The organism is Streptomyces sp. NPDC030893 (genome assembly GCF_055571535.1).
Window position 1 is genome coordinate 405,126 of sequence record NZ_JBVIFC010000005.1, and the last position, 19,584, is coordinate 424,709.

General features: G+C 72.8%; 21 protein-coding genes, 1 tRNA gene and 1 pseudogene. 8 read left to right on the forward strand and 15 right to left on the reverse strand.

Annotation, left to right across the window (positions count from 1 at the left end; genetic code table 11):
* The first annotated feature begins 205 nt into the window (after positions 1-205).
* The 5 genes from ACZ434_RS13915 to ACZ434_RS13935 all read left to right on the forward strand — a co-directional run bounded on the left by ACZ434_RS13915 (position 206) and on the right by ACZ434_RS13935 (position 3,239).
* Positions 206-688 (forward strand): Dps family protein, encoded by a 483-nt coding sequence (locus tag ACZ434_RS13915; RefSeq protein WP_468455215.1) that lies wholly within the window; start codon positions 206-208, stop codon positions 686-688.
* A gap of 43 nt (positions 689-731) precedes the next feature.
* Positions 732-1,064: a DUF3140 domain-containing protein gene (locus ACZ434_RS13920; RefSeq protein ID WP_468455217.1), complete on the forward strand. Its 333-nt coding sequence runs from the start codon at positions 732-734 to the stop codon at positions 1,062-1,064.
* 2 nt (positions 1,065-1,066) lie between these two features.
* Positions 1,067-1,729, forward strand: a complete 663-nt coding sequence (locus ACZ434_RS13925) for an HhH-GDP family DNA glycosylase (RefSeq protein ID WP_468455219.1) — start codon at positions 1,067-1,069, stop codon at positions 1,727-1,729.
* 138 nt (positions 1,730-1,867) lie between these two features.
* Positions 1,868-2,680, forward strand: coding sequence for an SAM-dependent methyltransferase (locus tag ACZ434_RS13930; RefSeq protein WP_468455221.1), 813 nt, complete (start codon positions 1,868-1,870; stop codon positions 2,678-2,680).
* Positions 2,681-2,702: 22 nt separating this feature from the next.
* Positions 2,703-3,239: an NUDIX hydrolase family protein gene (locus tag ACZ434_RS13935; protein ID WP_468455223.1), complete on the forward strand. Its 537-nt coding sequence runs from the start codon at positions 2,703-2,705 to the stop codon at positions 3,237-3,239.
* 11 nt (positions 3,240-3,250) lie between these two features.
* On the opposite strand, the gene ACZ434_RS13940 is transcribed toward ACZ434_RS13935, so the two are convergent.
* The 3 genes from ACZ434_RS13940 to ACZ434_RS13950 all read right to left on the reverse strand — a co-directional run bounded on the left by ACZ434_RS13940 (position 3,251) and on the right by ACZ434_RS13950 (position 5,533).
* Positions 3,251-3,961: a response regulator gene (locus ACZ434_RS13940; RefSeq protein ID WP_468455225.1), complete on the reverse strand. Its 711-nt coding sequence runs from the start codon at positions 3,959-3,961 to the stop codon at positions 3,251-3,253.
* A 17-nt stretch (positions 3,962-3,978) separates the two neighbouring features.
* Complete coding sequence (locus ACZ434_RS13945; protein WP_468455319.1) at positions 3,979-5,157, reverse strand: sensor histidine kinase; 1,179 nt, start codon at positions 5,155-5,157, stop codon at positions 3,979-3,981.
* 302 nt (positions 5,158-5,459) lie between these two features.
* Positions 5,460-5,533 (reverse strand) — tRNA-Pro (locus tag ACZ434_RS13950).
* 135 nt (positions 5,534-5,668) lie between these two features.
* Here ACZ434_RS13950 and ACZ434_RS13955 point away from each other — a divergent pair.
* Positions 5,669-6,376 carry a transketolase gene (locus ACZ434_RS13955; RefSeq protein WP_468455227.1) on the forward strand — a complete coding sequence of 236 codons (708 nt, stop codon included), beginning with the start codon at positions 5,669-5,671 and terminating at the stop codon, positions 6,374-6,376.
* 75 nt (positions 6,377-6,451) lie between these two features.
* Positions 6,452-7,363 carry a transketolase family protein gene (locus ACZ434_RS13960; protein WP_468455229.1) on the forward strand — a complete coding sequence of 304 codons (912 nt, stop codon included), beginning with the start codon at positions 6,452-6,454 and terminating at the stop codon, positions 7,361-7,363.
* A gap of 3 nt (positions 7,364-7,366) precedes the next feature.
* On the opposite strand, the gene ACZ434_RS13965 is transcribed toward ACZ434_RS13960, so the two are convergent.
* The 9 genes from ACZ434_RS13965 to ACZ434_RS14005 all read right to left on the reverse strand — a co-directional run bounded on the left by ACZ434_RS13965 (position 7,367) and on the right by ACZ434_RS14005 (position 15,232).
* Positions 7,367-7,723: an MmcQ/YjbR family DNA-binding protein gene (locus tag ACZ434_RS13965; protein ID WP_468455231.1), complete on the reverse strand. Its 357-nt coding sequence runs from the start codon at positions 7,721-7,723 to the stop codon at positions 7,367-7,369.
* 92 nt (positions 7,724-7,815) lie between these two features.
* Entirely contained in the window at positions 7,816-8,721 is a 906-nt protein-coding gene (locus tag ACZ434_RS13970; RefSeq protein WP_468455233.1) for a LysR family transcriptional regulator, read from the reverse strand.
* Between the two features lie 36 nt (positions 8,722-8,757).
* Positions 8,758-9,957: a glycine C-acetyltransferase gene (locus tag ACZ434_RS13975; protein WP_468455235.1), complete on the reverse strand. Its 1,200-nt coding sequence runs from the start codon at positions 9,955-9,957 to the stop codon at positions 8,758-8,760.
* A gap of 29 nt (positions 9,958-9,986) precedes the next feature.
* Complete coding sequence (gene tdh / locus ACZ434_RS13980) at positions 9,987-11,015, reverse strand: L-threonine 3-dehydrogenase (protein WP_468455237.1); 1,029 nt, start codon at positions 11,013-11,015, stop codon at positions 9,987-9,989.
* Between the two features lie 182 nt (positions 11,016-11,197).
* Entirely contained in the window at positions 11,198-11,773 is a 576-nt protein-coding gene (locus ACZ434_RS13985) for a GAF domain-containing protein (RefSeq protein WP_468455239.1), read from the reverse strand.
* A gap of 58 nt (positions 11,774-11,831) precedes the next feature.
* Positions 11,832-12,461 carry a GTP-binding protein gene (locus ACZ434_RS13990; RefSeq protein WP_468455241.1) on the reverse strand — a complete coding sequence of 210 codons (630 nt, stop codon included), beginning with the start codon at positions 12,459-12,461 and terminating at the stop codon, positions 11,832-11,834.
* Complete coding sequence (locus ACZ434_RS13995) at positions 12,439-12,810, reverse strand: DUF742 domain-containing protein (protein WP_468455321.1); 372 nt, start codon at positions 12,808-12,810, stop codon at positions 12,439-12,441. The genes ACZ434_RS13990 and ACZ434_RS13995 overlap by 23 nt, the downstream gene beginning before the upstream one ends.
* 2 nt (positions 12,811-12,812) lie before the next feature.
* A complete protein-coding gene (locus ACZ434_RS14000; RefSeq protein WP_468455243.1) occupies positions 12,813-13,247 on the reverse strand; it encodes a roadblock/LC7 domain-containing protein in 435 nt (144 codons plus the stop codon).
* 71 nt (positions 13,248-13,318) lie between these two features.
* On the reverse strand, positions 13,319-15,232 hold the full coding sequence (locus tag ACZ434_RS14005; RefSeq protein ID WP_468455245.1) for a sensor histidine kinase: 1,914 nt from the start codon (positions 15,230-15,232) through the stop codon (positions 13,319-13,321).
* Positions 15,233-15,731: 499 nt separating this feature from the next.
* Between ACZ434_RS14005 and ACZ434_RS14010 the strand changes: the two are divergent.
* Positions 15,732-16,907, forward strand: a pseudogene (locus ACZ434_RS14010) (MFS transporter); the annotation flags it as partial.
* A gap of 92 nt (positions 16,908-16,999) precedes the next feature.
* Here the strand turns inward: ACZ434_RS14010 and ACZ434_RS14015 are convergent.
* The 3 genes from ACZ434_RS14015 to ACZ434_RS14025 form a co-directional block, all read right to left on the reverse strand.
* Positions 17,000-18,187 (reverse strand): MBL fold metallo-hydrolase, encoded by a 1,188-nt coding sequence (locus ACZ434_RS14015; protein ID WP_468455247.1) that lies wholly within the window; start codon positions 18,185-18,187, stop codon positions 17,000-17,002.
* Between the two features lie 78 nt (positions 18,188-18,265).
* Positions 18,266-18,718: a GNAT family N-acetyltransferase gene (locus ACZ434_RS14020; protein ID WP_468455249.1), complete on the reverse strand. Its 453-nt coding sequence runs from the start codon at positions 18,716-18,718 to the stop codon at positions 18,266-18,268.
* Positions 18,719-18,743: 25 nt separating this feature from the next.
* Positions 18,744-19,529 carry an SGNH/GDSL hydrolase family protein gene (locus ACZ434_RS14025; protein ID WP_468455323.1) on the reverse strand — a complete coding sequence of 262 codons (786 nt, stop codon included), beginning with the start codon at positions 19,527-19,529 and terminating at the stop codon, positions 18,744-18,746.
* Positions 19,530-19,584 lie beyond the last annotated feature (55 nt).

The following is a 19,584-nucleotide window of genomic DNA, read 5'->3' on the forward strand; positions in this document are numbered from 1 at the left end:
CGGCCGGCCCTCCCCTCGCGTGTTTGCCCCGCAGGGGCACGGGCACCCGCGCGTTCATGGAGTGGAGCGCGGCCCGCGCGGGTGAGGACCCCGAGTGAACCCGCCTCGGGCGCCTCGGGCGTCCGGGGCCGGCACCGGCGAGGACGAGCGCGAGGCCCACGCTCCGCGGGACCACGGACATCACGAGAAGGAGGAGCAGCACTTCATGACCGTCGTGAGGAGCACCCTGCCCGACGAGGCCCGCCGGATATCCTGCGAGGCCCTCCAGGACACCCTGGTGGACCTGCTCGGGCTGTCACTGATCGGAAAGCAGGCGCACTGGAACGTCGTGGGCCCGAGGTTCCGTTCCGTCCACCTCCAGCTGGACGAGGTGGTCGCGGGGGCCCGCGCCCAGGCGGACACCGTGGCCGAGCGGGCCGCCGCGCTGGGCGTGCCGCCGGACGGCCGCCCGGAGACCATCGCCAAGGTCTTCTCGCTGCCCGCCCCGAAGGAGGGCTGGCTGCGCGACTCCGAGGCCGTCGAGGTGATGACCGAGGCGCTCGGCGCGGCGGTCGCGCGGCTGCGCGAGCGCATCGACGCCACCGAGAAGGCGGACCTGGTGACCCAGGACCTGCTGATCTCGATCACCGCGGAGCTGGAGAAGCAGCGCTGGATGTTCGAGGCGGAGAACGTCCCCGGGGATTCCTGACCGCCGCGGCACCAGGGAAACACGAGTACGTAAGGGGCACATCATGAGCGACGCCCTCGAAATGGACGCGCTGTGGGACGACTTCCACCGCGTGGTGAACATGACCTCGGCGGAACTGGCGGCCTGGCTGCGGGTGAGCGACGCGGACGAGACGACCGAACCGCTGCCCGACCAGGCGGGCTCCGAGACCGGGCAGCACGTCCTGGCCATCCTGCAGAAGCGCCGCACCGACCTCACCGAGGACGACCTGCGGGTGATGGAGGAGGTCGTGGACACCGTCACCGCGGAGACGGACGTGGAGAACGAGCCCGTGGCCGAGGACACCGCCCGGCGGCACCAGCTGATGACACTGGGCCACGACCCGCTCAAGGCGTAGCCGTGGCCGGCCGGGACGACGAGCAGCGGGCCGTGCTGCGCGCCCTCGTCGACGCGCACGGCGAGACGTACGCGGAGGAGGCCGGGTTCGCGCTGCGGGACACCCCCCAGCCGCTGTACCGGCTGCTGGTCCTGGCCCAGCTGCTCAGCGCCCGCATCAAGGGGTCGATCGCCGTGGCCTCCGCCCGTGCCCTGTACGAGGCGGGGCTGCGCGATCCCCGCCGCATGGCGGACGCGCGGTGGCAGGAACGGGTGGACGCGCTCGGCCGGGGCGGCTACCGGCGCTACGACGAACGCACCGCGACCCAACTGGGCGAGGCGGCCGAGCTGTTGAACGAACACTGGCGCGGCGACCTGCGCGGGCTCCGCGAGGAGGCGGCCGGTGACATCCGCGAACTGCGCCGTCTGCTCCAAGAGTTCCCCGGGATCGGCCCCACCGGTGCCGACATCTTCCTGCGCGAGGTCCAGCGCGTCTGGCCCGAGGCCGTGCCGTATCTGGACGCCAAGGCACTCGACGGGGCCCGGCGGCTGAGGCTGCCCGAGGACCCGCAGCGGTTGCTCGATCTGGCCGACGGCACCGAACCCGCCGTGCTCGCGGCCGCGTTGGTGCGTGCGGCGACCGGCAAGGAGGTGACCGAGGACTCGCTGAACCGGGCCGCGTCGTAGCGCCCACCCGCGTCCACCCGCGTCCACCGCTCAACCAGGCTCCCCCGCTTCGCCGTTCACGGGACAAGGTGATCACCGCGCGGCACAATGACCGGGGTGGTCCGAGGAGACCGCACGGGCGAGGGAGAGGGAGCGGACGTGAGCGACAGCCACACCCCGTCGAGCGGGTCGGCCAGGCTGAACACGGGTGTGGCGCACAACGCCCGCGTGTGGAACCACTGGATCGGCGGCAAGGACAACTACGAGGTCGACCGGCAGGTCGGCGACCACGTCGCCTCGATCATCCCGGTCATCCGGGACATCGCCCGCGCCGACCGGGACTTCCTGGGCCGGGCGGTGACGTATCTGACGCGTGAGCGCGCGGTGCGGCAGTTCCTCGACATAGGCACCGGACTGCCGACCGCCGACAACACCCATGAGATCGCGCAGCGCATCGCGCCGGACTCGCGGGTCGTCTACGTCGACAACGACCCGATCGTGCTGGTGCACGCCCGCACGCTGCTGACCGGCAGCCCCGAGGGCGTCACCGACTACGTCGACGCCGATGTGCGCGACCCCGAGACCATCGTGCGGCACGCATCCGGCACCCTCGACGTCACCCGGCCCGTCGCGGTGATGATGCTCGGCATCCTGAACTTCGTGCTCGACACCGACCAGGCCCGCGACATCGTGCGCCGGATCATGGCGGCCGTGCCCTCCGGGAGCTTCCTGGTGCTCACGCACCCCACCTCCGACCCCGAGGTGGGCGGCGAACTCCAGGTGCCCGCAATGGAGTTCTGGAACGAGAACGCCACTCCCCCGATCACCGCCCGCGGCGCAGCCGACATCGGCACGTTCTTCGAAGGACTGGAACTCGTCGGACCCGGCCTGGTGTCCTGTTCGCAGTGGCACGCCGCGCCCGGCTCCGCCCTCGTGGTGCCGCAGTACGGCGCGGTGGCCGTGAAGCCCTGACCGCTGAAAGTATGATCAAGCAATGTCAGACATGACCGAAACCACGCCGGGCTGGCTGTCCTCCGACGATCTGGAGATGGCACGCGCCCAGATGCCGATCCTGTACGTCGAGGCCGTCCCCGTGCGGGTCGACGACAGCGGCGAAGTCACCAGCGTCGGACTGCTGCTGCGCATCGGACCCGACGGAACGGTCAGCCGGACCCTGGTCTCCGGCCGGGTGCTGCACCACGAGCGCGTCCGGGACGCCCTGCTGCGCCATCTGGAGAAGGACCTCGGTCCGGTGGCGCTGCCGCGCGTCCCGGCGTCGCTCCAGCCGTTCACGGTCGCCGAGTACTTCCCCACCCAGGGCGTCACCGCGTTCCACGATCCCCGCCAGCACGCGGTGTCGCTGGCGTACATCGTGCCGGTGACCGGCGACTGCCGGCCCCGGCAGGACGCGCTCGACCTGGTGTGGTTCAGCCCTCAGGAGGCCGTCTCCGAGGCGGTGCAGAGCGAGATGCCGGGCGGGCACGGGGTGCTGCTGAAGCAGGCCCTGGCGCACGCGGGCTGCGCGATCTGACGCGGGCCGGTTCAGCCGGTGGAGCCGCCGGGGACCACCAGACCGCTCTCGTAGGCCACGACGACGGCCTGGGCACGGCTGTCGAGGTCGAGCTTGGTCATGGTGCGGTTGAGGTGGGTCTTGACCGTCGCCTCGCTGATGAAGAGCTGTTCGGCGATCTCGGTGTTGGACAGTCCGCGCGCCGTGAGCAGCAGCACCTCGCGCTCCCTGGCGGTGAGCGCCTCCAGGGACGCCGGGGAGTCCGGAACCGGCTCCGAGCGCTGCACGTACGCCTCGATGAGCCGGCGCGTCACACTCGGCGCGAACAGCATGTCGCCGCGCGCGACGGCGTGGATCGCCTCCAGCAGCCGCTCGGGGCCGGTGTCCTTGAGGAGGAACCCGGACGCACCGGCGCGCAGGGCGGCGTACACGTACTCGTCGAGGTCGAAGGTGGTGAGCACCAGGACGCGCGGCAGCGCGGGCCCGCCCGCCGACGGGGCGGGTCCGGCGGGCGGAGCGGCGGCGGCCTCGGCGAGGATGCGTTCGGTGGCGGTGATGCCGTCCGTGCCGGGCATGCGGATGTCCATCAGGACCACGTCGGGCCGGGTACGGGCAGCGCGGACCACCGCCTCCGCGCCACCGGTCGCCTCCGCGACGACCTCCACTCCGGGCGCGGCCCGCAGCAGTGCGACGAGCCCCGCGCGGATCAGGTCCTGGTCGTCGACCACGAGCACCCTGATCATCCCCGTAATCGATTCCCTCACTTCCCGGCGGCCCGCACCGCGGTGGGCAGGGTGAGACACACCCTGAATCCACCGTCGGCGCGCGGACCGACGTCCACCGTGCCGCCGTAGAGCCTGGCGCGTTCGCGCATGCCGATCAAGCCGTGTCCGGACGACGGCGGGACGTTGGCCGGAAGCGATCGCTCCCGTTGTCCGTCGTCGGTGACCGTGACGGTCAGGTCCCGGGGGCCGTAGGCGACGACGACGGTGGCGCCGGCCGGGCGGGCGTGCTTGATCACATTGGTCAGCGCCTCCTGCACCACGCGGTAGGCGCACAGTTCGACACCGGACGGCAGTGACCGGGGAGTTCCCTCCGTCCGCAGGGTCACGGGGACGCCCGCGGCCCTGACCCGTTCGGTCATCTCCGCCAGGCGGGACAGGCCGGGCATCGGCGCGTACGGCGCCGTCCCGGCGTCCGCGTCGCCGAGGCCGCCGGGATCCGTGTCCGTGCCGTCCTCGGGGCCGGTGCGCAGCAGCGTCAGCATGCGGCGCAGTTCGCCGAGCCCTTCTTGGCTGGTTTCGTTGATGGTGCGCAGGGCCGTGCGCGCGGTCTCCGGCTGCGAGTCGAACACGTAACTCGCCAGCCCGCCCTGCACGTTGATCACCGACATGTGGTGGGCGACCACGTCGTGCAGTTCGCGGGCGATGCGCCGTTGCTCCTCCGCGACGGCGCGGCGCATGCGGTCCTGCTGCTCGCGGCGCAGTTGCGCGGTCAGTTCGGCGAGGCGGTCGGCGCGGCGGGCGGAGATCCGGGCGGCGATGCCGACCCGGCAGCCGACGGCCGGGAAGACCGCCGCCTGGGCGATGACGGCGGGCGTGGCCTGTCCCGCCCGCCAGCCGGCGTACACCCATACGGCGCCCACCAGCGCGGTGCAGGCCAGCGCCGGGCACAGGGGCCGCAGCGCGGCGACCGTGTAGAGGGCGAAGAAGGGGCCCATCGAGTTCACGACGGGCCAGTAGTCGAGGGTGATGAACAGCGCCCAGGCCGAGGCGCTCGTCAGGAAGACGGCGAGCGGGGCGCGTCTGCGGAGCGCGAGCGGTGCGTTGACCAGGCAGGTGAGGGCGATACCGAGGCCGTCCTGGGGCTGCCAGCCCGACCCCCGTTCGGGCTCGCGGCCGAGCAGGACGGCCACCACGGTGAAGGCCACCGCGATCATGGCGTCCAGCCACACGTCTCGTCGTTCGATCAGGCGTTTGATCCAGCGCACGGGCGCAGCGTACGGCCATGACGACGCCCCGGCCGCCGGTTCCCGGCGACCGGGACCCCTCCCCCGTCGTCGCGAGGTGCCCCCCAGGCACAGACGGTATGCCGTCGGCCGCGACGGATCGTCAGACCCGAGGATGACGGCCGGGGTAAACCCTGGCGGTATGCCGGCGCGGACTTCCGCGCACGTCCGCCGGGAACGACGAAGAGGCCGTCCCGGGTTTCCCCGGCACGACCTCCGACCGCCTCAGCAAGTCGGGACGACAGGATTTGAACCTGCGACCCCTTGACCCCCAGTCAAGTGCGCTACCAAGCTGCGCCACGTCCCGTTGCCCGTCTGACCTGGGGATTCCCCCGGCCGAACGCGCACGGAAACCATACCGCACTCGGGGCGGTGATCGCGCATCCGTTTGTCGCCGGCCGGCGCTTGACCTGAAGTCCGGTTGAGGTTGAACGATGGCCGTATGACGATCATCGACGAGCACGCACAGGTGTACGGATTCACCGATCTGCCGGCCCTGATGGGCCTGATGACCGGTGACGAGAAGCACGGCCCGGCGGCGACGTCGACGCTGGACGTGCTGTGGGTGCTGTACGACCGGGTACTGCGGGTCGGGCCGGAGCGGAGGGACGACGCCGGCCGGGACCGGTTCCTGCTGTCGAAGGGGCACGGGCCGATGGCGTACTACGCCGTGCTGGCCGCCAAGGGGTTCCTGCCGGTCGACTGGCTCCCGGGGTTCGGCTCCTACGACTCCCCGCTCGGCCACCACCCCGACCGGGTGCTCGTGCCGGGGGCGGAGATCGGCAGCGGGTCGCTGGGCCACGGGCTGCCGATCGCGGTCGGCACGGCGCTCGGGCTGCGCGCCCAGGGGCTCGACGAGGCGCGGGTGTGGACGCTGGTCGGCGACGCCGAGCTGGACGAGGGCAGCAACCACGAGGCGATCGCCTTCGCCGGGCCGGCCGGGCTGGAACGGCTGCACACCGTCGTCGTCGACAACTCCTCCGCGTCCTACGCCCGGCCGGGCGGGATCGCGGCGCGCTTCGAGGTGGCGGGCTGGTCCGCGCTCACGGTCGACGGCCGTGACCACGAGGCGCTGTACGCCGCCTTCACCGCGCCCCACCCGGGCAGGCCGCACGCCGTCGTGGCGCGGGTCGAACCGAAGAACGCATGACCTTCCCGGGCGTCGACACCGGGTGTTCCCCCAGTCTCCTCCCCCTCTTCTTCGCCGATGAAAGGACCGATCTCCGTGGACAGCATGCGTGATCGTTTCGCCCCCGTCGTCACCCGCCTGCTCGACGAGGACCCGCGGGTCGCGGTGGTGCTCGCCGAGATCGGCGTGGCCGACTTCACCGAGGCGCTGCGACGGCATCCGGACCGGGTGGTCAATGTGGGCATCCGCGAGCAACTGCTGGTCGGTGCTGCGGCCGGGATGGCGCTGACCGGGCTGCGGCCCGTGGTGCACACCTTCGCGAGCTTCCTGGTCGAGCGGCCGTTCGAGCAGGTCAAGCTGGATCTGGGGCACCAGGACGTGGGGGCGGTGCTGGTGAGTGCCGCCGCCTCCTTCGACTGGCCGGCCGGCGGCTACACGCACATGGCCCCGGGCGATGTGGCGCTGCTGGACACCCTGGACGGCTGGACCGTGCACGTGCCGGGGCATCCGGACGAGGCCGAGACGCTGTTGCGGCGCGCGGTGGCGGCCGGTGACGACAAGGTGTACGTGCGGCTGTCGCTGCAGTCCAACGCGCGGGGGCTGACCGTGGACGGGGAGCGGTTCCGCACGGTCCGCGAGGGACGGTCGGGGGTGGTCGTCGCCGTCGGGCCGATGCTGGACGCCGTGCTCGACGCGACGGAGGGCCTGGACGTCACCGTGCTCTACGCCACCACCGTCCGGCCCTTCGACGCGGCCGGTCTGCGCCGCGCCACCGAGGCGGCGTGGGCGGACGTGGTGCTCGTCGAGCCGTATCTGGCGGGTACGTCGACGGCGGCGGCGAACGACGCGCTGGCCGATGTGCCGCACCGGGTGCTGGGGCTCGGGGTGGGCCGGGCCGAGCTGCGGCGGTACGGGAGGATCGACGAGCACGCCGCCGCGCACGGCCTGGACGCCCGGTCGCTGCGGGCACGCATCGGCGGGTTCGCCGGCACCGACGACAGGGCCTAGCGGTCAGCCGGGCGGCAGTCCCAGCCGGGGATGGGTCTCCAGGAGTCCGGAGGGTGCGGCCTGGCGCCAGGAGTCGGCGAGGATGTCGCGCAGTTCGCCCTCGTCCTCCAGGGCGGCCAGACGGACCCTGACCCAGGCGAACTGTGCCTCGTGACCGGCGATCCAGAACTTCTCCGGCTCGGCGAGGGCCAGTTCGTCGCGCTCCTCCTTGGGGCAGCGCACGGCGATGGACGTCTCGTCCTCGGGGAGGGTGGCGAACATCTTCCCCGCGACCCGGAACGTGGGCATGCTCCAGGCGGTCTTCTCCGTCGTGTCCGGCAGGGACAGGGCGATCCGTCGTACGTCTTCGGCATCGGGCATGGCAGGCACCGTAGCGGCCGCCACTGACAATCACCTGGTGGCGGGCGGTTCCGGGGCCGCTGTCAGGCGCTCGCGGCACCCCGAACGCCGGTCTACGCCTCCTCGGCCGCCGCGCGGAGCGCGTCCAGGACCGGACGGATCAGCGGGTGCTCCTCCGCTCCGCGGCGCACGGCGGCGAAGACCCGGCGGGTCGGCGCGACGCCGTCGACCGGGCGGACGACGACGCCCGTGAGGTCCGTGCCGCGCAGCGCCGAGCGGGGCACCAGCGCGACGCCCACGTCCGCCGAGGCGAGGGCGACCACCGCGCGGAAGTCGTCCGAGGAGTGCTCCAGACGAGGCTGGAAGCCGGCGCTCTCGCAGGCCAGCACGACCACGTCGTGGCACGGATTGCCCGGGTAGGGGCCGATCCAGGGGTCCTTGGCCAGTTCGGCGAGCGGCACCTCGGCGGTGCCGGCCAGGCGGTGGGCGACGGGGACGACCGCGTCGAAGGGCTCGGCGTACAGCGGTACGTGGGTCAGCCGCGGGTCGTCGGCGGGGGGCGCCCCCCGGTACTCGACCGCCACGGCGACATCGACCTGCCGGTCCAGGACCATCGGCAGGCTGGCGTCGCCCTCGGCGTCCTGGACCCGGATGCGGATGCCGGGCGCCGATCCGGCGAGGCGGGCCACCGCGGGGGCGACCACCTGGGCGATGCCGGTGGCGAAGGCCGCGACCGTGACCGTGCCGGCCTCCCCCGAGCCGTAGGCGGCGAGCTCGGCCTCCGCCCGTTCCAGCTGGGCGAGGACGGCGTTGGTGTGGCTGAGCAGGATCTCGCCCGCGGGGGTCAGCCGTACGCCCTTGGCTCCGCGCTCGACGAGGCGGTGGCCGGTCTCCTGCTCGAGGGCGGCGAGCTGCTGGGACACGGCCGAGGGGGTCAGATACAGCGCGGCGGCCGCCGCCGTGACCGTGCGGTGGTCCGCCACCGCACGGAGGATGTGGAGCCGCCGCGCCTCGATCATGGATGCGATTGTCTCAAATCGCTCGGTGTGTTCCGCTCAGGCGTCGAGCTCCGCCCGCGCCGCGACGAAGGCGTCCACCGCGCGGTTCACGTCCTCGGTGGAGTGCGCGGCCGACAGCTGGACGCGGATCCGGGCCTGGCCTTGCGGGACGACCGGGTACGAGAAGCCGATCACGTACACCCCGCGCTCCAGCAGCAGCTCCGCCATGCGTCCCGCGCGGGCGGCGTCGCCGATCATCACCGGGGCGATGGCGTGGTCGCCGGGGAGGATGTCGAAGCCCTCCTCGGTCATCCGGCGGCGGAACAGCGCGGTGTTCTCGGCGAGCCGGACGCGCAGGTCGTCGGCGGACTCCAGCAGGTCGAGGACCTTGAGGGAGGCGGCGGCGATCACCGGGGCGAGGGTGTTGGAGAACAGGTAGGGGCGGGAGCGCTGGCGCAGCAGGGCGACGATCTCCGCGCGGGCGGCGACATAGCCGCCGGAGGCGCCGCCGAGGGCCTTGCCGAGGGTGCCGGTGATGATGTCGACGCGGTCCATGACGCCGTGCAGCTCCGGGGTGCCGCGTCCGCCGGGGCCGACGAAGCCGACGGCGTGCGAGTCGTCGACCATGACCATGGCGCCGTGCCGGTCGGCGAGGTCGCAGATCTCGTCGAGCGGGGCCACGTAGCCGTCCATGGAGAAGACGCCGTCGGTGACGACGAGCGTGCGGCGGGCGCCGCCCTCGGCGGCCTCCTTGAGCTGCCGCTCCAGGTCGGCCATGTCACGGTTGGCGTAGCGGAAGCGGCGGGCCTTGGACAGCCGGATGCCGTCGATGATCGACGCGTGGTTCAGCGCGTCGGAGATCACCGCGTCCTCGGGGCCGAGCAGCGTCTCGAAGACACCGCCGTTGGCGTCGAAGCAGGAGGAGTAGAGGATCGTGTCCTCCTGGCCGAGGAACGCCGACAGCCGCGCCTCCAGCTCCTTGTGCACCTCCTGGGTGCCGCAGATGAAGCGGACGGACGCCATGCCGTAGCCCCAGCGGTCCAGCGCCTCGTGGGCGGCGGCGACCACCTCGGGGTGGTCGGCGAGGCCGAGGTAGTTGTTGGCGCAGAAGTTGAGCACCTCGCCGGGGCGGCCGCTGGCGGTGACGTTCACGGTGGCGGACTGGGGGGTGCCGATGACGCGCTCGGGCTTGTGCAGACCGGCGGCGCGGATCTCGTCGAGGGTGGCGCGCAGATCGTCGCGCACGGAGTCGAACATGTCCAGAAGCTCCTAGAGAGGCAGATGACTTACGCGGTCCAGTCGAGGATGACCTTGCCGCCCTTGCCGGCGGCCGCTTCCTCGAAGGCGGCCTCGAAGTCGCGGTAGGAGTAGCGGCCGGTGATCACCGGGGCGAGGTCCAGACCGCCCTCCAGCAGCACCGACATGGCGTACCAGGTCTCGAACATCTCACGGCCGTAGATGCCCTTGATGGTGATCATCGAGGTGACGACGCGGGACCAGTCGACGGGGAACTCCTCGGCCGGCAGGCCGAGCATGGCGATACGGCCGCCGTGCGTCATGTTGTCGATCATGTCCCGCATGGCCTCGGGGCGGCCGGACATCTCCAGGCCGATGTCGAAGCCCTCGCGCAGTCCGAGGGTGTGCTGGCCGTCGGCGATGGTCGACTCGGTGACGTTCAGCGCCAGGGTTGCGCCGATCTTGCGGGCGAGTTCCAGCCGCTCCTCGCTGACGTCGGTGATCACGACGTTGCGCGCGCCCGCGTGCCGGGCCACGGCGGCGGCCATCAGGCCGATCGGTCCCGCGCCGGTGATCAGGACGTCCTCGCCGACGAGCGGGAACGACAGCGCGGTGTGCACGGCGTTGCCGAACGGGTCGAAGATCGCCGCGACGTCGAGGTCGACGGGGACCCGGTGCACCCAGACGTTGCCGGCGGGGAGCACGACGTACTCGGCGAAGGCGCCGTCGCGTCCGACGCCGAGGCCGACCGTGGACCGGCACAGGTGGCGGCGGCCGGCCAGGCAGTTGCGGCACTTGCCGCACACCAGGTGGCCCTCGCCGCTGACCCGGTCACCGGTCTGGATGTCGGTGACGTCCCGGCCGGTCTCCACGACCTCGCCGACGAACTCGTGCCCGAGGACCAGCGGGGTGCTGATCGTCTGCTGGGCCCAGCCGTCCCAGGACCGGATGTGCAGGTCGGTGCCGCAGATACCGGTGCGCAGCACCTTGATCAGCACGTCGCCGGGTCCGACGGCGGGCTCCGGGACGTCCGCGAGCCACAGCCCGGGCTCCGCCTTCTGCTTGACCAGCGCCTTCAACGCTACGGCTCCTGAGGATCGGGTCCGGTCCCCGGGCACGCCGAAGCGGCCCGGTCCGGGAGGAGGAGTGGGAATCGCACTGCAATCTGCCGTACAACACCCTCACCGGTCCATCGAGGATTTCTTAAGCGCGGCCACAGCTTTGCTTCACGCCGTCACCCCATCGGCGGTGCCGGCGGGTCTCACGGCGGCAGGCCGTCGTCCTTCCGGCGCTCCAGCCGTGCGACGAGGTCCCCTGCCTGCGCCTTGATGGCGTCGAGGCCCGGCCGGCCCCAGGCGCGCGGCCGGATGTCGGTGACCGAGACGGTGCCCAGCACCATGCCGGTGCTGTCGATGAGCGGTGCGCCCAGGTAGGAGCGGATGCCGAACTCGTCCACCACCGGGTTGCCGGCGAACCTCGGGTAGTCGCTCACGTCCTCCAGGGCCAGCGCCTTGCGCCGGGCCACCACGTGGGGGCAGAAGCCGTGGTCGCGGGGGAGCACCCGGCCCAGGAGGGCGCCGGTGCCGTCGCCGCGGACGGCCGGCGCGACGGCGGGGGTGTGCAGCCCCGCGAAGAACTGCCCTTCCTCACCGAGGAAGTTGACCATGGCGTACGGCGCTCCCGTGAGCTCCGCGAGCGCGTACGCGAAGACGTCCAGCGCGGGCTCGGGCCGGTCTCCGAGCCCCAGTCCGCGCAGCCTGCTCATGCGGGCCGGTGCCTCCTTGTCCTCGGGGGTGAGCAGCAGACGACCGGCCGGGCGGGGCGGGTCGTAGCTCATGGGCGGGCTCCCGGGTCGTGGGCGAAGGTCATGGAAGGGCTCCGGGGGTGTGCGGGGCTCACCTGTGGGCGCCGTGCCCGGTCGTGGCGGCCGGGGCGTGGACGATGAGGTGGCGGACGAGGGTCAGCAGGGTCTGGACGCCGGAGCTGGAGATCCGGGCGTCGCAGCGCACGACGGGCACGTCCGCGGGAAGGTCGAGGGCGGCGCGCACCTCCCCGGGGTCGTAGCGGAAGGCGCCGTCGAACTCGTTGACGGCGACGATGAATCCGAGGCCGCGCTGCTCGAAGAAGTCGACCGCGGCGAAGCATTCCTCCAGGCGCCGGGTGTCGGCGAGGATGACCGCGCCGAGCGCGCCCTCGCAGAGCTCGTCCCACATGAACCAGAACCGTTCCTGGCCGGGCGTGCCGAACAGGTACAGCACATGCTGAGCGTCGAGGGTGATGCGGCCGAAGTCCATGGCCACGGTGGTCTCGACCTTGTTCTCGATGCCGTCGAGGTTGTCGGTGGCGGCGCCGACGGTGGTGAGGAGTTCCTCCGTGCTGAGCGGCGCGATCTCGCTGACCGCGCCGACGAAGGTCGTCTTGCCCACACCGAACCCGCCCGCCACCAGGATCTTGAGCGCGGTGGGGAACGGGTCGTCGCCGTGCGGTGCGCCGCCGGCCCGGTCAGAGCTGTCGTCGTAGTCCATCGAGCACTGCCTCCAGAAGGGCCCGGTCCGTCGGGTTGTGGTGGAACGCGGGGGGTTTGTCGGTCAGCGCGCCGCATTCGACGAGGTCCGCCAGCAGCACCTTGGTGACGGCCACCGGCAGCCCGAGATGGGCGGCGACCTCGGCGACCGGTACGGGGGCGCGGCACAGGTCGAGGGCCTGCGCGTGCTCGGGGCCGAGGTAGCCGAGGGGGGTGGCGCCGGTGGTTCTCACCTGCGACAGCAGGTCGAGCGCGACGGTGGGGCGGGTACGGCCGTTGCTGACCGTGAAGGGGCGCACCAGCCGGCCGGCCGCGTCGTCGAGCCACGGCCCGTCACCGGCCGCCTTCACGTTCAAGGCCTCATCGCCGGCGGTTCGACGCCCTGCTGCCGGGGTGCGGTCATCAGGTACGGGCGGACGGACTTGACGAGCATCGCCATCTCGTAGCCGAGCACCGCGGCGTCGGCCTCGCGGTCGGCCATCACGGCGAGGCAGGTGCCGGAGCCGGCGGTGGTGACGAACAGCAGTGCCGAGTCGAGTTCGACGACGACCTGACGGACGTCACCGCCGTCGCCGAAGCGGATGCCGGCGCTGCGGCCGAGGGAGTACAGGCCGGAGGCGAGGGCGGCCATGTGGTCGGCGCTGTCCGGGTCGAGGCCGTGCACCGATTTCACCAGCCCGTCGCAGGACAGCAGTACGGCACTGTTGGTGTGCGGTACGCGTTGCACGAGGCCGCTCATCAGCCAGTCGAGGTCGGATACCTGGGCGGTCGGCGCATCGCTCGCCATGGTGGATCGACTCCTTGGGGTACGAAGATCTGCGGGAGCGCTGGGGGTGGGGGTGGTGGGGTGAGGGCTGGTCATCCGGCGGGTGCGCTCCCGTCCTGCCGGGCGGTGTGATCACTGCGGGGTGGGGCCGCGGGCGGTTCCTGCCGGGACTCGGCGAGGCTGATGCCCCGTTGGAAGGCCGCCATGAGCTGGGGGTCGTGGCCGGCGACGTACTCGGTGTCCTGGCGGGGCACGGGACCGTCGCGGAGCTGCGGCGCGATGTGCTCCTGGGCGCGTCTGCGGGGCAGCCGGGGTCTGTCCATGGTGCCGCGCACCGTGGTGCCGCGCGGGGTGAGGGGTGTGGCTCCGTGGTCGGCGAGGGCGTCCCGGTCGCCCTGGTGGACACCGGGGACGGCTTCGGCGGGGGTGGGGCGCACCTCGCGGGCTCCGCGCAGGGGCAGTGGCGGGGCGACCGCGCCGGTGTCGCCGGACGGGGCCGGGGTGCGGGGGCCGGGCTGGAGCGCGACCGGGGTGAGGGGCGCCGCGGGTGGGTGCGCGGCGGTGCCTCCGCCCGTGGCGCCACCCGCCGGCGCGTTCAGGGGGGCCGGTGCGGTGGAGACGTCCAGCGGTCCGGGTACGGCGGGGATGTGACGGGCCGCCGGGACGGTCGCGGTGCCGCTGTCGTGCGGCTGCGGTGCCGCTCCCGTGACCTGCCCGCCGGCCAGGGTGCCCCCTTCCGCGCCGAGCAGGGCCTGGGGGACCACGAGCACGGCCTGGACGCCGCCGTAGATGTTGCTCTGGAGCCGGACGTGGATGCCGTGCCGCTTGGCGAGCTGGGAGACCACGAACAGTCCGATGCGGCCGTCGGCCAGCAGGCTGGCGACGTGCACCTGGTCGGGGTCGGTGAGCAGCGCGTTCATCCGGTCCTGTTCGGCGACCGGCATCCCGAGCCCGCGGTCCTCGACCTCGACGGCGAGCCCGGAGGTGACGAGGCCGGCCCGCAGCAGCACCTGGGTGTGGGGGGCGGAGAACACCGTGGCGTTCTCGACGAGTTCGGCGAGCAGGTGGATGACATCGGCGACGGCGTGCCCGCGCAGCGTGCCGTCGATCGGGGGGACGAGTTTGACCCGCGAGTACTGCTCGACCTCGGCGATCGCCGAGCGCAGGACCTCCGTCATGGGGACCGGGTTGCTCCACTGCCGCCGGGAGACGGCGCCGCCGAGCACGGCGAGGTTCTCGGCGTGGCGGCGGATGCGCGTGGCGAGGTGGTCGACGTGGAAGAGACCCTTGAGCAGGTCGGGGTCCTCCATCTCGTTCTCCAGCTCGTCGAGGATGGAGATCTCGCGGTGCACCAGGGACTGCAGACGGCGCGCGAGGTTGACGAACACCTCGAGCTTCTGTTCGTTGCCGGCCTGGCTGGAGAGCCGGGACGCCTGGACGACGGCGGCGACGGCGCCGTCGTGCGCACGCGTGAGGTCGGCGGCGAGGAGGTCGAACTCGTCGGCGTCCGCGGCCGGTTCCGCGCGCCGCGCCCGCGGGGGCGGTGCCTCGCCGTGGCGCAGCGTCTCGACGAGGGCGTGCAGATCGGCTTCGCGCCGGACGGTGCTCCGGCGCAGGGCGCCGACGCGGTCGTGGACGGCGCGGGCGGCGCGGTCGGCGGCCACGGCGGCGATGACGATGCCGGCGAAGGTCACCGAGGTGGCGCCGCCGAGCACGGCCCACAGGGTCGGGCCCGGCCGGACTCCGGTGGAGCGGACGGTGAAGAGCACGGCCGCGCAGGCGCTGAGCGCCACGGCGACGGGCGGCAGCACGGCGAGGCGCAGCAGCTGGGACCGTATGTGCGTCTCGGGCGGCGCGGCGGCGGTCCGTGGGGCCGGCCGTCCGTGCCGCCCGCCCTCACGCCGTTCCGGCCGGGCGGCGGGGCCGGTCCCGCGGGCCCGGGCATCGCCGGGGCCCGGCCCGGCGCGGTCCGGTACGCGGGCCACGATCGCGGTGCCGACGGGCACCGGTGTGTGGACGGTGCCCTGGGCCGCGGCCGGGCCCGGGCGCCGGGGTTCCCCGCCCCGTCGACTCCCTCGTCCGCCTTGTGGCTGCACGTACCGGTCCCCGCTCCCTGATCCCGACTCGTCGGCGCGGCCCTTCGGCACGCACGCGCCCTGCGGTGTGAGCCGTCACGCCTCCTGACCGACACTCACCGTAGTCGCCACCGCATCATGTGCGGTGGGCAGTTGACAAACTCGTGCGGACAGCATCGCGCTCTGGTATGAGGCGTCGTACGACAGACCGATAACCGTTCAGCGCGAGGGGTCGGGAGTGGGCAGAGAACGATCGATGCTGGTCACAACCGATCGCAGCGGGCCTGCGAGGGGGGAGGCGGTTCGACGGCACGGTTCGCGCCGCCGCGGCCCGCGGCCGCCCTCGCTCGGCGGCGAGAGGGGTTCCGCCCGCCGTCGACGGCCCTCACCCCTTCGGCCATAGCGTCACTCTCCGTAACACCAGAAGGGGGTGCGCATGTTCATCGGCGCGATCGTGGCCGGCGGGCTGGCCGACCGGCTGGGCCGCAAACGCACCCTGACCACGACCACCCTGTGGTTCACGGTGTGGTCGTTCGCCTGCGTCTTCGCGTGGGACATCTGGTCCCTCGGCGTCTTCCGCGTGCTGACCTCGGCGGGCCTGTCCGCGATGACCGTCGTCGCCGTCGTCTACATCAGTGAGCTCTTCCCCAGCGCCAAGCGCGGCAAGTACCAGGCGTACGCCATCGTCATCGGCATCTGCGGCACCCCCGCGACCAACCTCATCCCCTCCGCGGTGGTGCCGGTGTCCGACTGGTCCTGGCGGCTGGTCTACCTGTGGGGTTCCCTCGGTGTGCTGTTCCTGCTCTTCGTGCGCAAGCTCGAGGAGTCCCCGCAGTGGCTGGAGGCCCGCGGCCGGCACGAGGAGGCGGAGGCCGTCCTGGCGCGCATCGAGGCGAGCGCGGTGGCCGAGCACGGTGAGCTGCCCCGGGCGCGGGAGCCCGAGCCGCGGGCGCCGGCCGTCAAGCCGGGACTGGGCATGCTCAAGGACAAGAAGTTCCTGTACCCGACGATCCTGCTGTCGGTGCTGTGGATCACCCAGACGATCGGCTTCTTCGGCTACTCCAGCTGGGCTCCGACCCTGCTGGCCGCCGAGGGCGTCAGCGTGGAGGACTCGATCTTCTACGTCGCCCTGACGACCGTCGGAGCGCCGCTCGGCTCCTTCCTCGCCGCGATGGTCACCGACCGGTTCGAACGCAAGTGGTGCCTGGTGGTCTTCGGGCTGGTCATCGCCGCGTCCGGACTGATGTACGGCCTGACCTTCACCCCGGTGCTCATCGTCGTCTTCGACTTCCTGGTCAACCTCTTCGAGCGCGGCTACACCGCCCTGGCGTACGCGTACTCCCCCGAGCTCTTCAGCACCGACGGCCGCTCGCTGGGCACCAGCATCGCCTACGGTCTGGGACGCCTGTCGAACGCGGTGGGCCCGCTGATGATCGCCGGCGTCTGCAACGGCGTCGGCTACGAGGCGGTCTTCATGTTCATCGCCGGTACCTGGACCGTCGGAGCCGTCGTGCTGGCGCTCTTCGGCCCGGCCACCCGGCGCCGGCGCCTGGAGGCGGAGGCCGCGCGGCAGTCACAGCCCCGGACCGTCACCGCGACGACCTGACACCGAGCCGGCCGGAAGAAACGGCGCGACGGTGCGGGGCCCGCCTCGGGCGGCGGCCCCCGCACCGGGCCGGCCACCGTGCTCCGGCGACGTCACCGCTCACCGGCGAGGTCGAGATGTCCCGCCTCGGCCGCGCCTTCGGTGATCCGGGGACGGCGCCACGGGCGGGCGATCGGACCGGACACCGTCCGCCACCACGGCTGCACCGGCAGTGTCCCCGCCGGCTCGAACGGCTCGCCCGGCCGCGGGAACGCCGCCGGCAGGCCGGCCTCCCCGGCCGCGTCCCTCGTCCACTCCCCCGGCTCCGCCCACGCGTGCGGCGCCAGGTTGAAGGTGCCCCAGTGGATCGGCAGCAGCACACCGGCCGGCGCGCCGCTCTGGAGGTCGAGGTGGGACCGTACGCCCTCCTCGGGGGTCATGTGGATGTCCGGCCAGAAGTCCGAGTACGCGCCGATCTGGATCATCGTCGCGTCGAAGGGGCCGTGGGCGGCGCCGATGTCCCGGAAGCCGTCGAAGTAGCCGGTGTCGCCGCTGTGGTAGATGCGGTGGTCCCCGCCGGTGACGACCCAGGAGGCCCAGAGGGTGTGCTGGGTGCTGCGCAGGCCTCGACCGCAGAAGTGGCGGGCCGGGGTGGCGGTGAGGGTGAGGCCGCCGGCCTTCGTCGACTCGTGCCAGTCCAGCTCGCGCAGCCGGTCCGCGGACACGCCCCAGTGCTCCAGGTGCGCCCCCACGCCGAGGGGCACGGCGAACAGGGTGTCCGTGCCGGCCAGCGCCTTGATCGTGGGCAGGTCCAGGTGGTCGTAGTGGTCGTGGGAGATCACGACGACGTCGACCGGGCCGAGCGCCGCCAGCGGGAGCGGGGCGGGGTGCAGCCGCCTGGGGCCGGCGAAGGGGAAGGGCGAACAGCGTTCGCCCCAGACGGGGTCGAACAGGACGCGGTGGCCGTCGATCTCCGCGAGGACGCCGGAGTGGCCCATCCAGGTCAGGCGCAGTCCCGTCGCGGGCGGGCGGGAGATGTCGGCGAGCGTGGTGGGGTGCACCGGGACGGCGCTCCGCGGGGCGCGGCGGGAGCGGGTGTCCTTGTCGAAGTACACCTTGGCGAAGTCCCGCGCCGATCCCGCCGGGCGGGTCCGGGCGGGGCCGCCCGGGTTCTGGAACACGCCGTCCTCGAAGTGCGGGGATCTGCGGATGCGGGCCATGCGCTCGCCACCGGGGTCCGCGCCGAAGGCCTCGGGCCGCAGGGCGTGGAGCCCGGGGCTCAGGAGACGGGAAGCGGCCACGGTACCTCCAGGGTGGAGTCGTTCAGACATTCCATTATGTGCGGCCGGTCCGGTGCCGTGGTGCGGTTGCGGCCGATGTCACGGGGTCACGGGAGCGGGCTCGCGCATCATGAACACGTCCACCGGGTCCTCGGTCTCGACGGTGAATCCGTGGCGCTCGTACAGCCGCCGGGCCGGGCTGCCGCGCAGCACGTTCAGCCGGACGACGGCACGGTCGCGGTCGCACCGCGACAACAGGGCGCGCAGCACGCCCGAGCCGATGCCGCCGCCCTGGAGCCCGGGGTCCGGATAGAAGTGCTCCAGCCAGTGGCAGTCCCCGGCGGGGCGCAGGGCCACGCAGCCGGCAAAGGCGCCCCCGGCCTCGATCACCCAGGTGTGGGCCGCGTCGAATCCGTCGCGCAGCCGCTGCCGCACCCGCCGGGCGTCGTACCGCCCGAGCCGCTCCAGATCCGGGCGGAGCACCACCGCGCGCAGCTCGGCCACCGCGTCGACGTCCGCCGCGGCGGCCGACCGCATGCCCCAGTGCCCCATGACCGTCACGCTACCGCGCGGTTCCTCAGGCGACGGAGGCGATCCGGACCTTGATGTCGTCCGGCGACAGCGTTCCCTTGGCGATCACATGGTCGCCCGAGGATTCGCCGCGCAGCCGTCGGCCGATCCACGGCACCAGGTACTCACGGGCCCAGTGGACGTCGTCCCGGCGGACCTCCAGGGCGCCGCGGGGCGGCAGGGGCGGCCAGGGCTGCTCCGGGTCGGCGGGGACCTCCAGGCCGAGGGAGAGTCCTGCGCGGAGCGCCACGCGGGTGTGTCCCTCGGGCGACAGGTGCAGCCGGTCCGCGTCCCACGCCCTGCGGTCCTGCACGCTCCGGAGGGACCACAGGTCCAGCACCGGGCAGCCGTAGCGGTCGGCGACGGCCCGTACATGCCCGTTGTAGGTGGCGATCTTCCGGCGCAGGTGCCGGAGGAGCGGGACGCCGCGGGTGTCGAAGCCGGTGGTCACCAGTACGGTGCCGGACACGGCCGTGAGCGCGGCGATCGCCCGCTCGAAACGCTCGGCCACCTCGTCGGGGTCGGTGCCCGGGCGGAGGATGTCGTTGCCGCCCGCGCAGAACGAGACCAGATCGGGGGCGAGTTCCACGGCCCTCGGCACCTGGTCGGCCATGATCTGGTCCAACAGCTTTCCGCGCACGGCGAGATTGGTGTAGTCGAAAGCTCCCTCGGGGCGGCGGTCGGCGAGCAGGACGGCGAACCGGTCGGCCCAGCCGACGAACGCCCCGTCGGGGCCGGGGTCGCCGACGCCCTCGGTGAAGCTGTCCCCCACCGCCACGTACGACCCGATCACTTTTCTGCTGTCATTCTTCGAATCGTCTGCCACGACAGGTCATGATTCACCTTCG

Bases quoted from the DNA above. Each gene is read 5' to 3' on its own strand.
- ACZ434_RS13915 (WP_468455215.1), top strand. From the start codon at position 206: ATGACCGTCGTGAGGAGCACCCTGCCCGACGAGGCCCGCCGGATATCC.
- ACZ434_RS13920 (WP_468455217.1), top strand. From the start codon at position 732: ATGAGCGACGCCCTCGAAATGGACGCGCTGTGGGACGACTTCCACCGC.
- ACZ434_RS13935 (WP_468455223.1), top strand. From the start codon at position 2,703: ATGTCAGACATGACCGAAACCACGCCGGGCTGGCTGTCCTCCGACGAT.
- ACZ434_RS13940 (WP_468455225.1), bottom strand. From the start codon at position 3,961: ATGATCAGGGTGCTCGTGGTCGACGACCAGGACCTGATCCGCGCGGGG.
- ACZ434_RS13945 (WP_468455319.1), bottom strand. From the start codon at position 5,157: ATGATCGCGGTGGCCTTCACCGTGGTGGCCGTCCTGCTCGGCCGCGAG.
- ACZ434_RS13955 (WP_468455227.1), top strand. From the start codon at position 5,669: ATGACGATCATCGACGAGCACGCACAGGTGTACGGATTCACCGATCTG.
- ACZ434_RS13965 (WP_468455231.1), bottom strand. From the start codon at position 7,723: ATGCCCGATGCCGAAGACGTACGACGGATCGCCCTGTCCCTGCCGGAC.
- ACZ434_RS13970 (WP_468455233.1), bottom strand. From the start codon at position 8,721: ATGATCGAGGCGCGGCGGCTCCACATCCTCCGTGCGGTGGCGGACCAC.
- ACZ434_RS13975 (WP_468455235.1), bottom strand. From the start codon at position 9,957: ATGTTCGACTCCGTGCGCGACGATCTGCGCGCCACCCTCGACGAGATC.
- ACZ434_RS13985 (WP_468455239.1), bottom strand. From the start codon at position 11,773: ATGAGCTACGACCCGCCCCGCCCGGCCGGTCGTCTGCTGCTCACCCCC.
- ACZ434_RS13990 (WP_468455241.1), bottom strand. From the start codon at position 12,461: ATGGACTACGACGACAGCTCTGACCGGGCCGGCGGCGCACCGCACGGC.
- ACZ434_RS14000 (WP_468455243.1), bottom strand. From the start codon at position 13,247: ATGGCGAGCGATGCGCCGACCGCCCAGGTATCCGACCTCGACTGGCTG.
- ACZ434_RS14020 (WP_468455249.1), bottom strand. From the start codon at position 18,718: ATGGGGCACTGGGGCATGCGGTCGGCCGCCGCGGCGGACGTCGACGCG.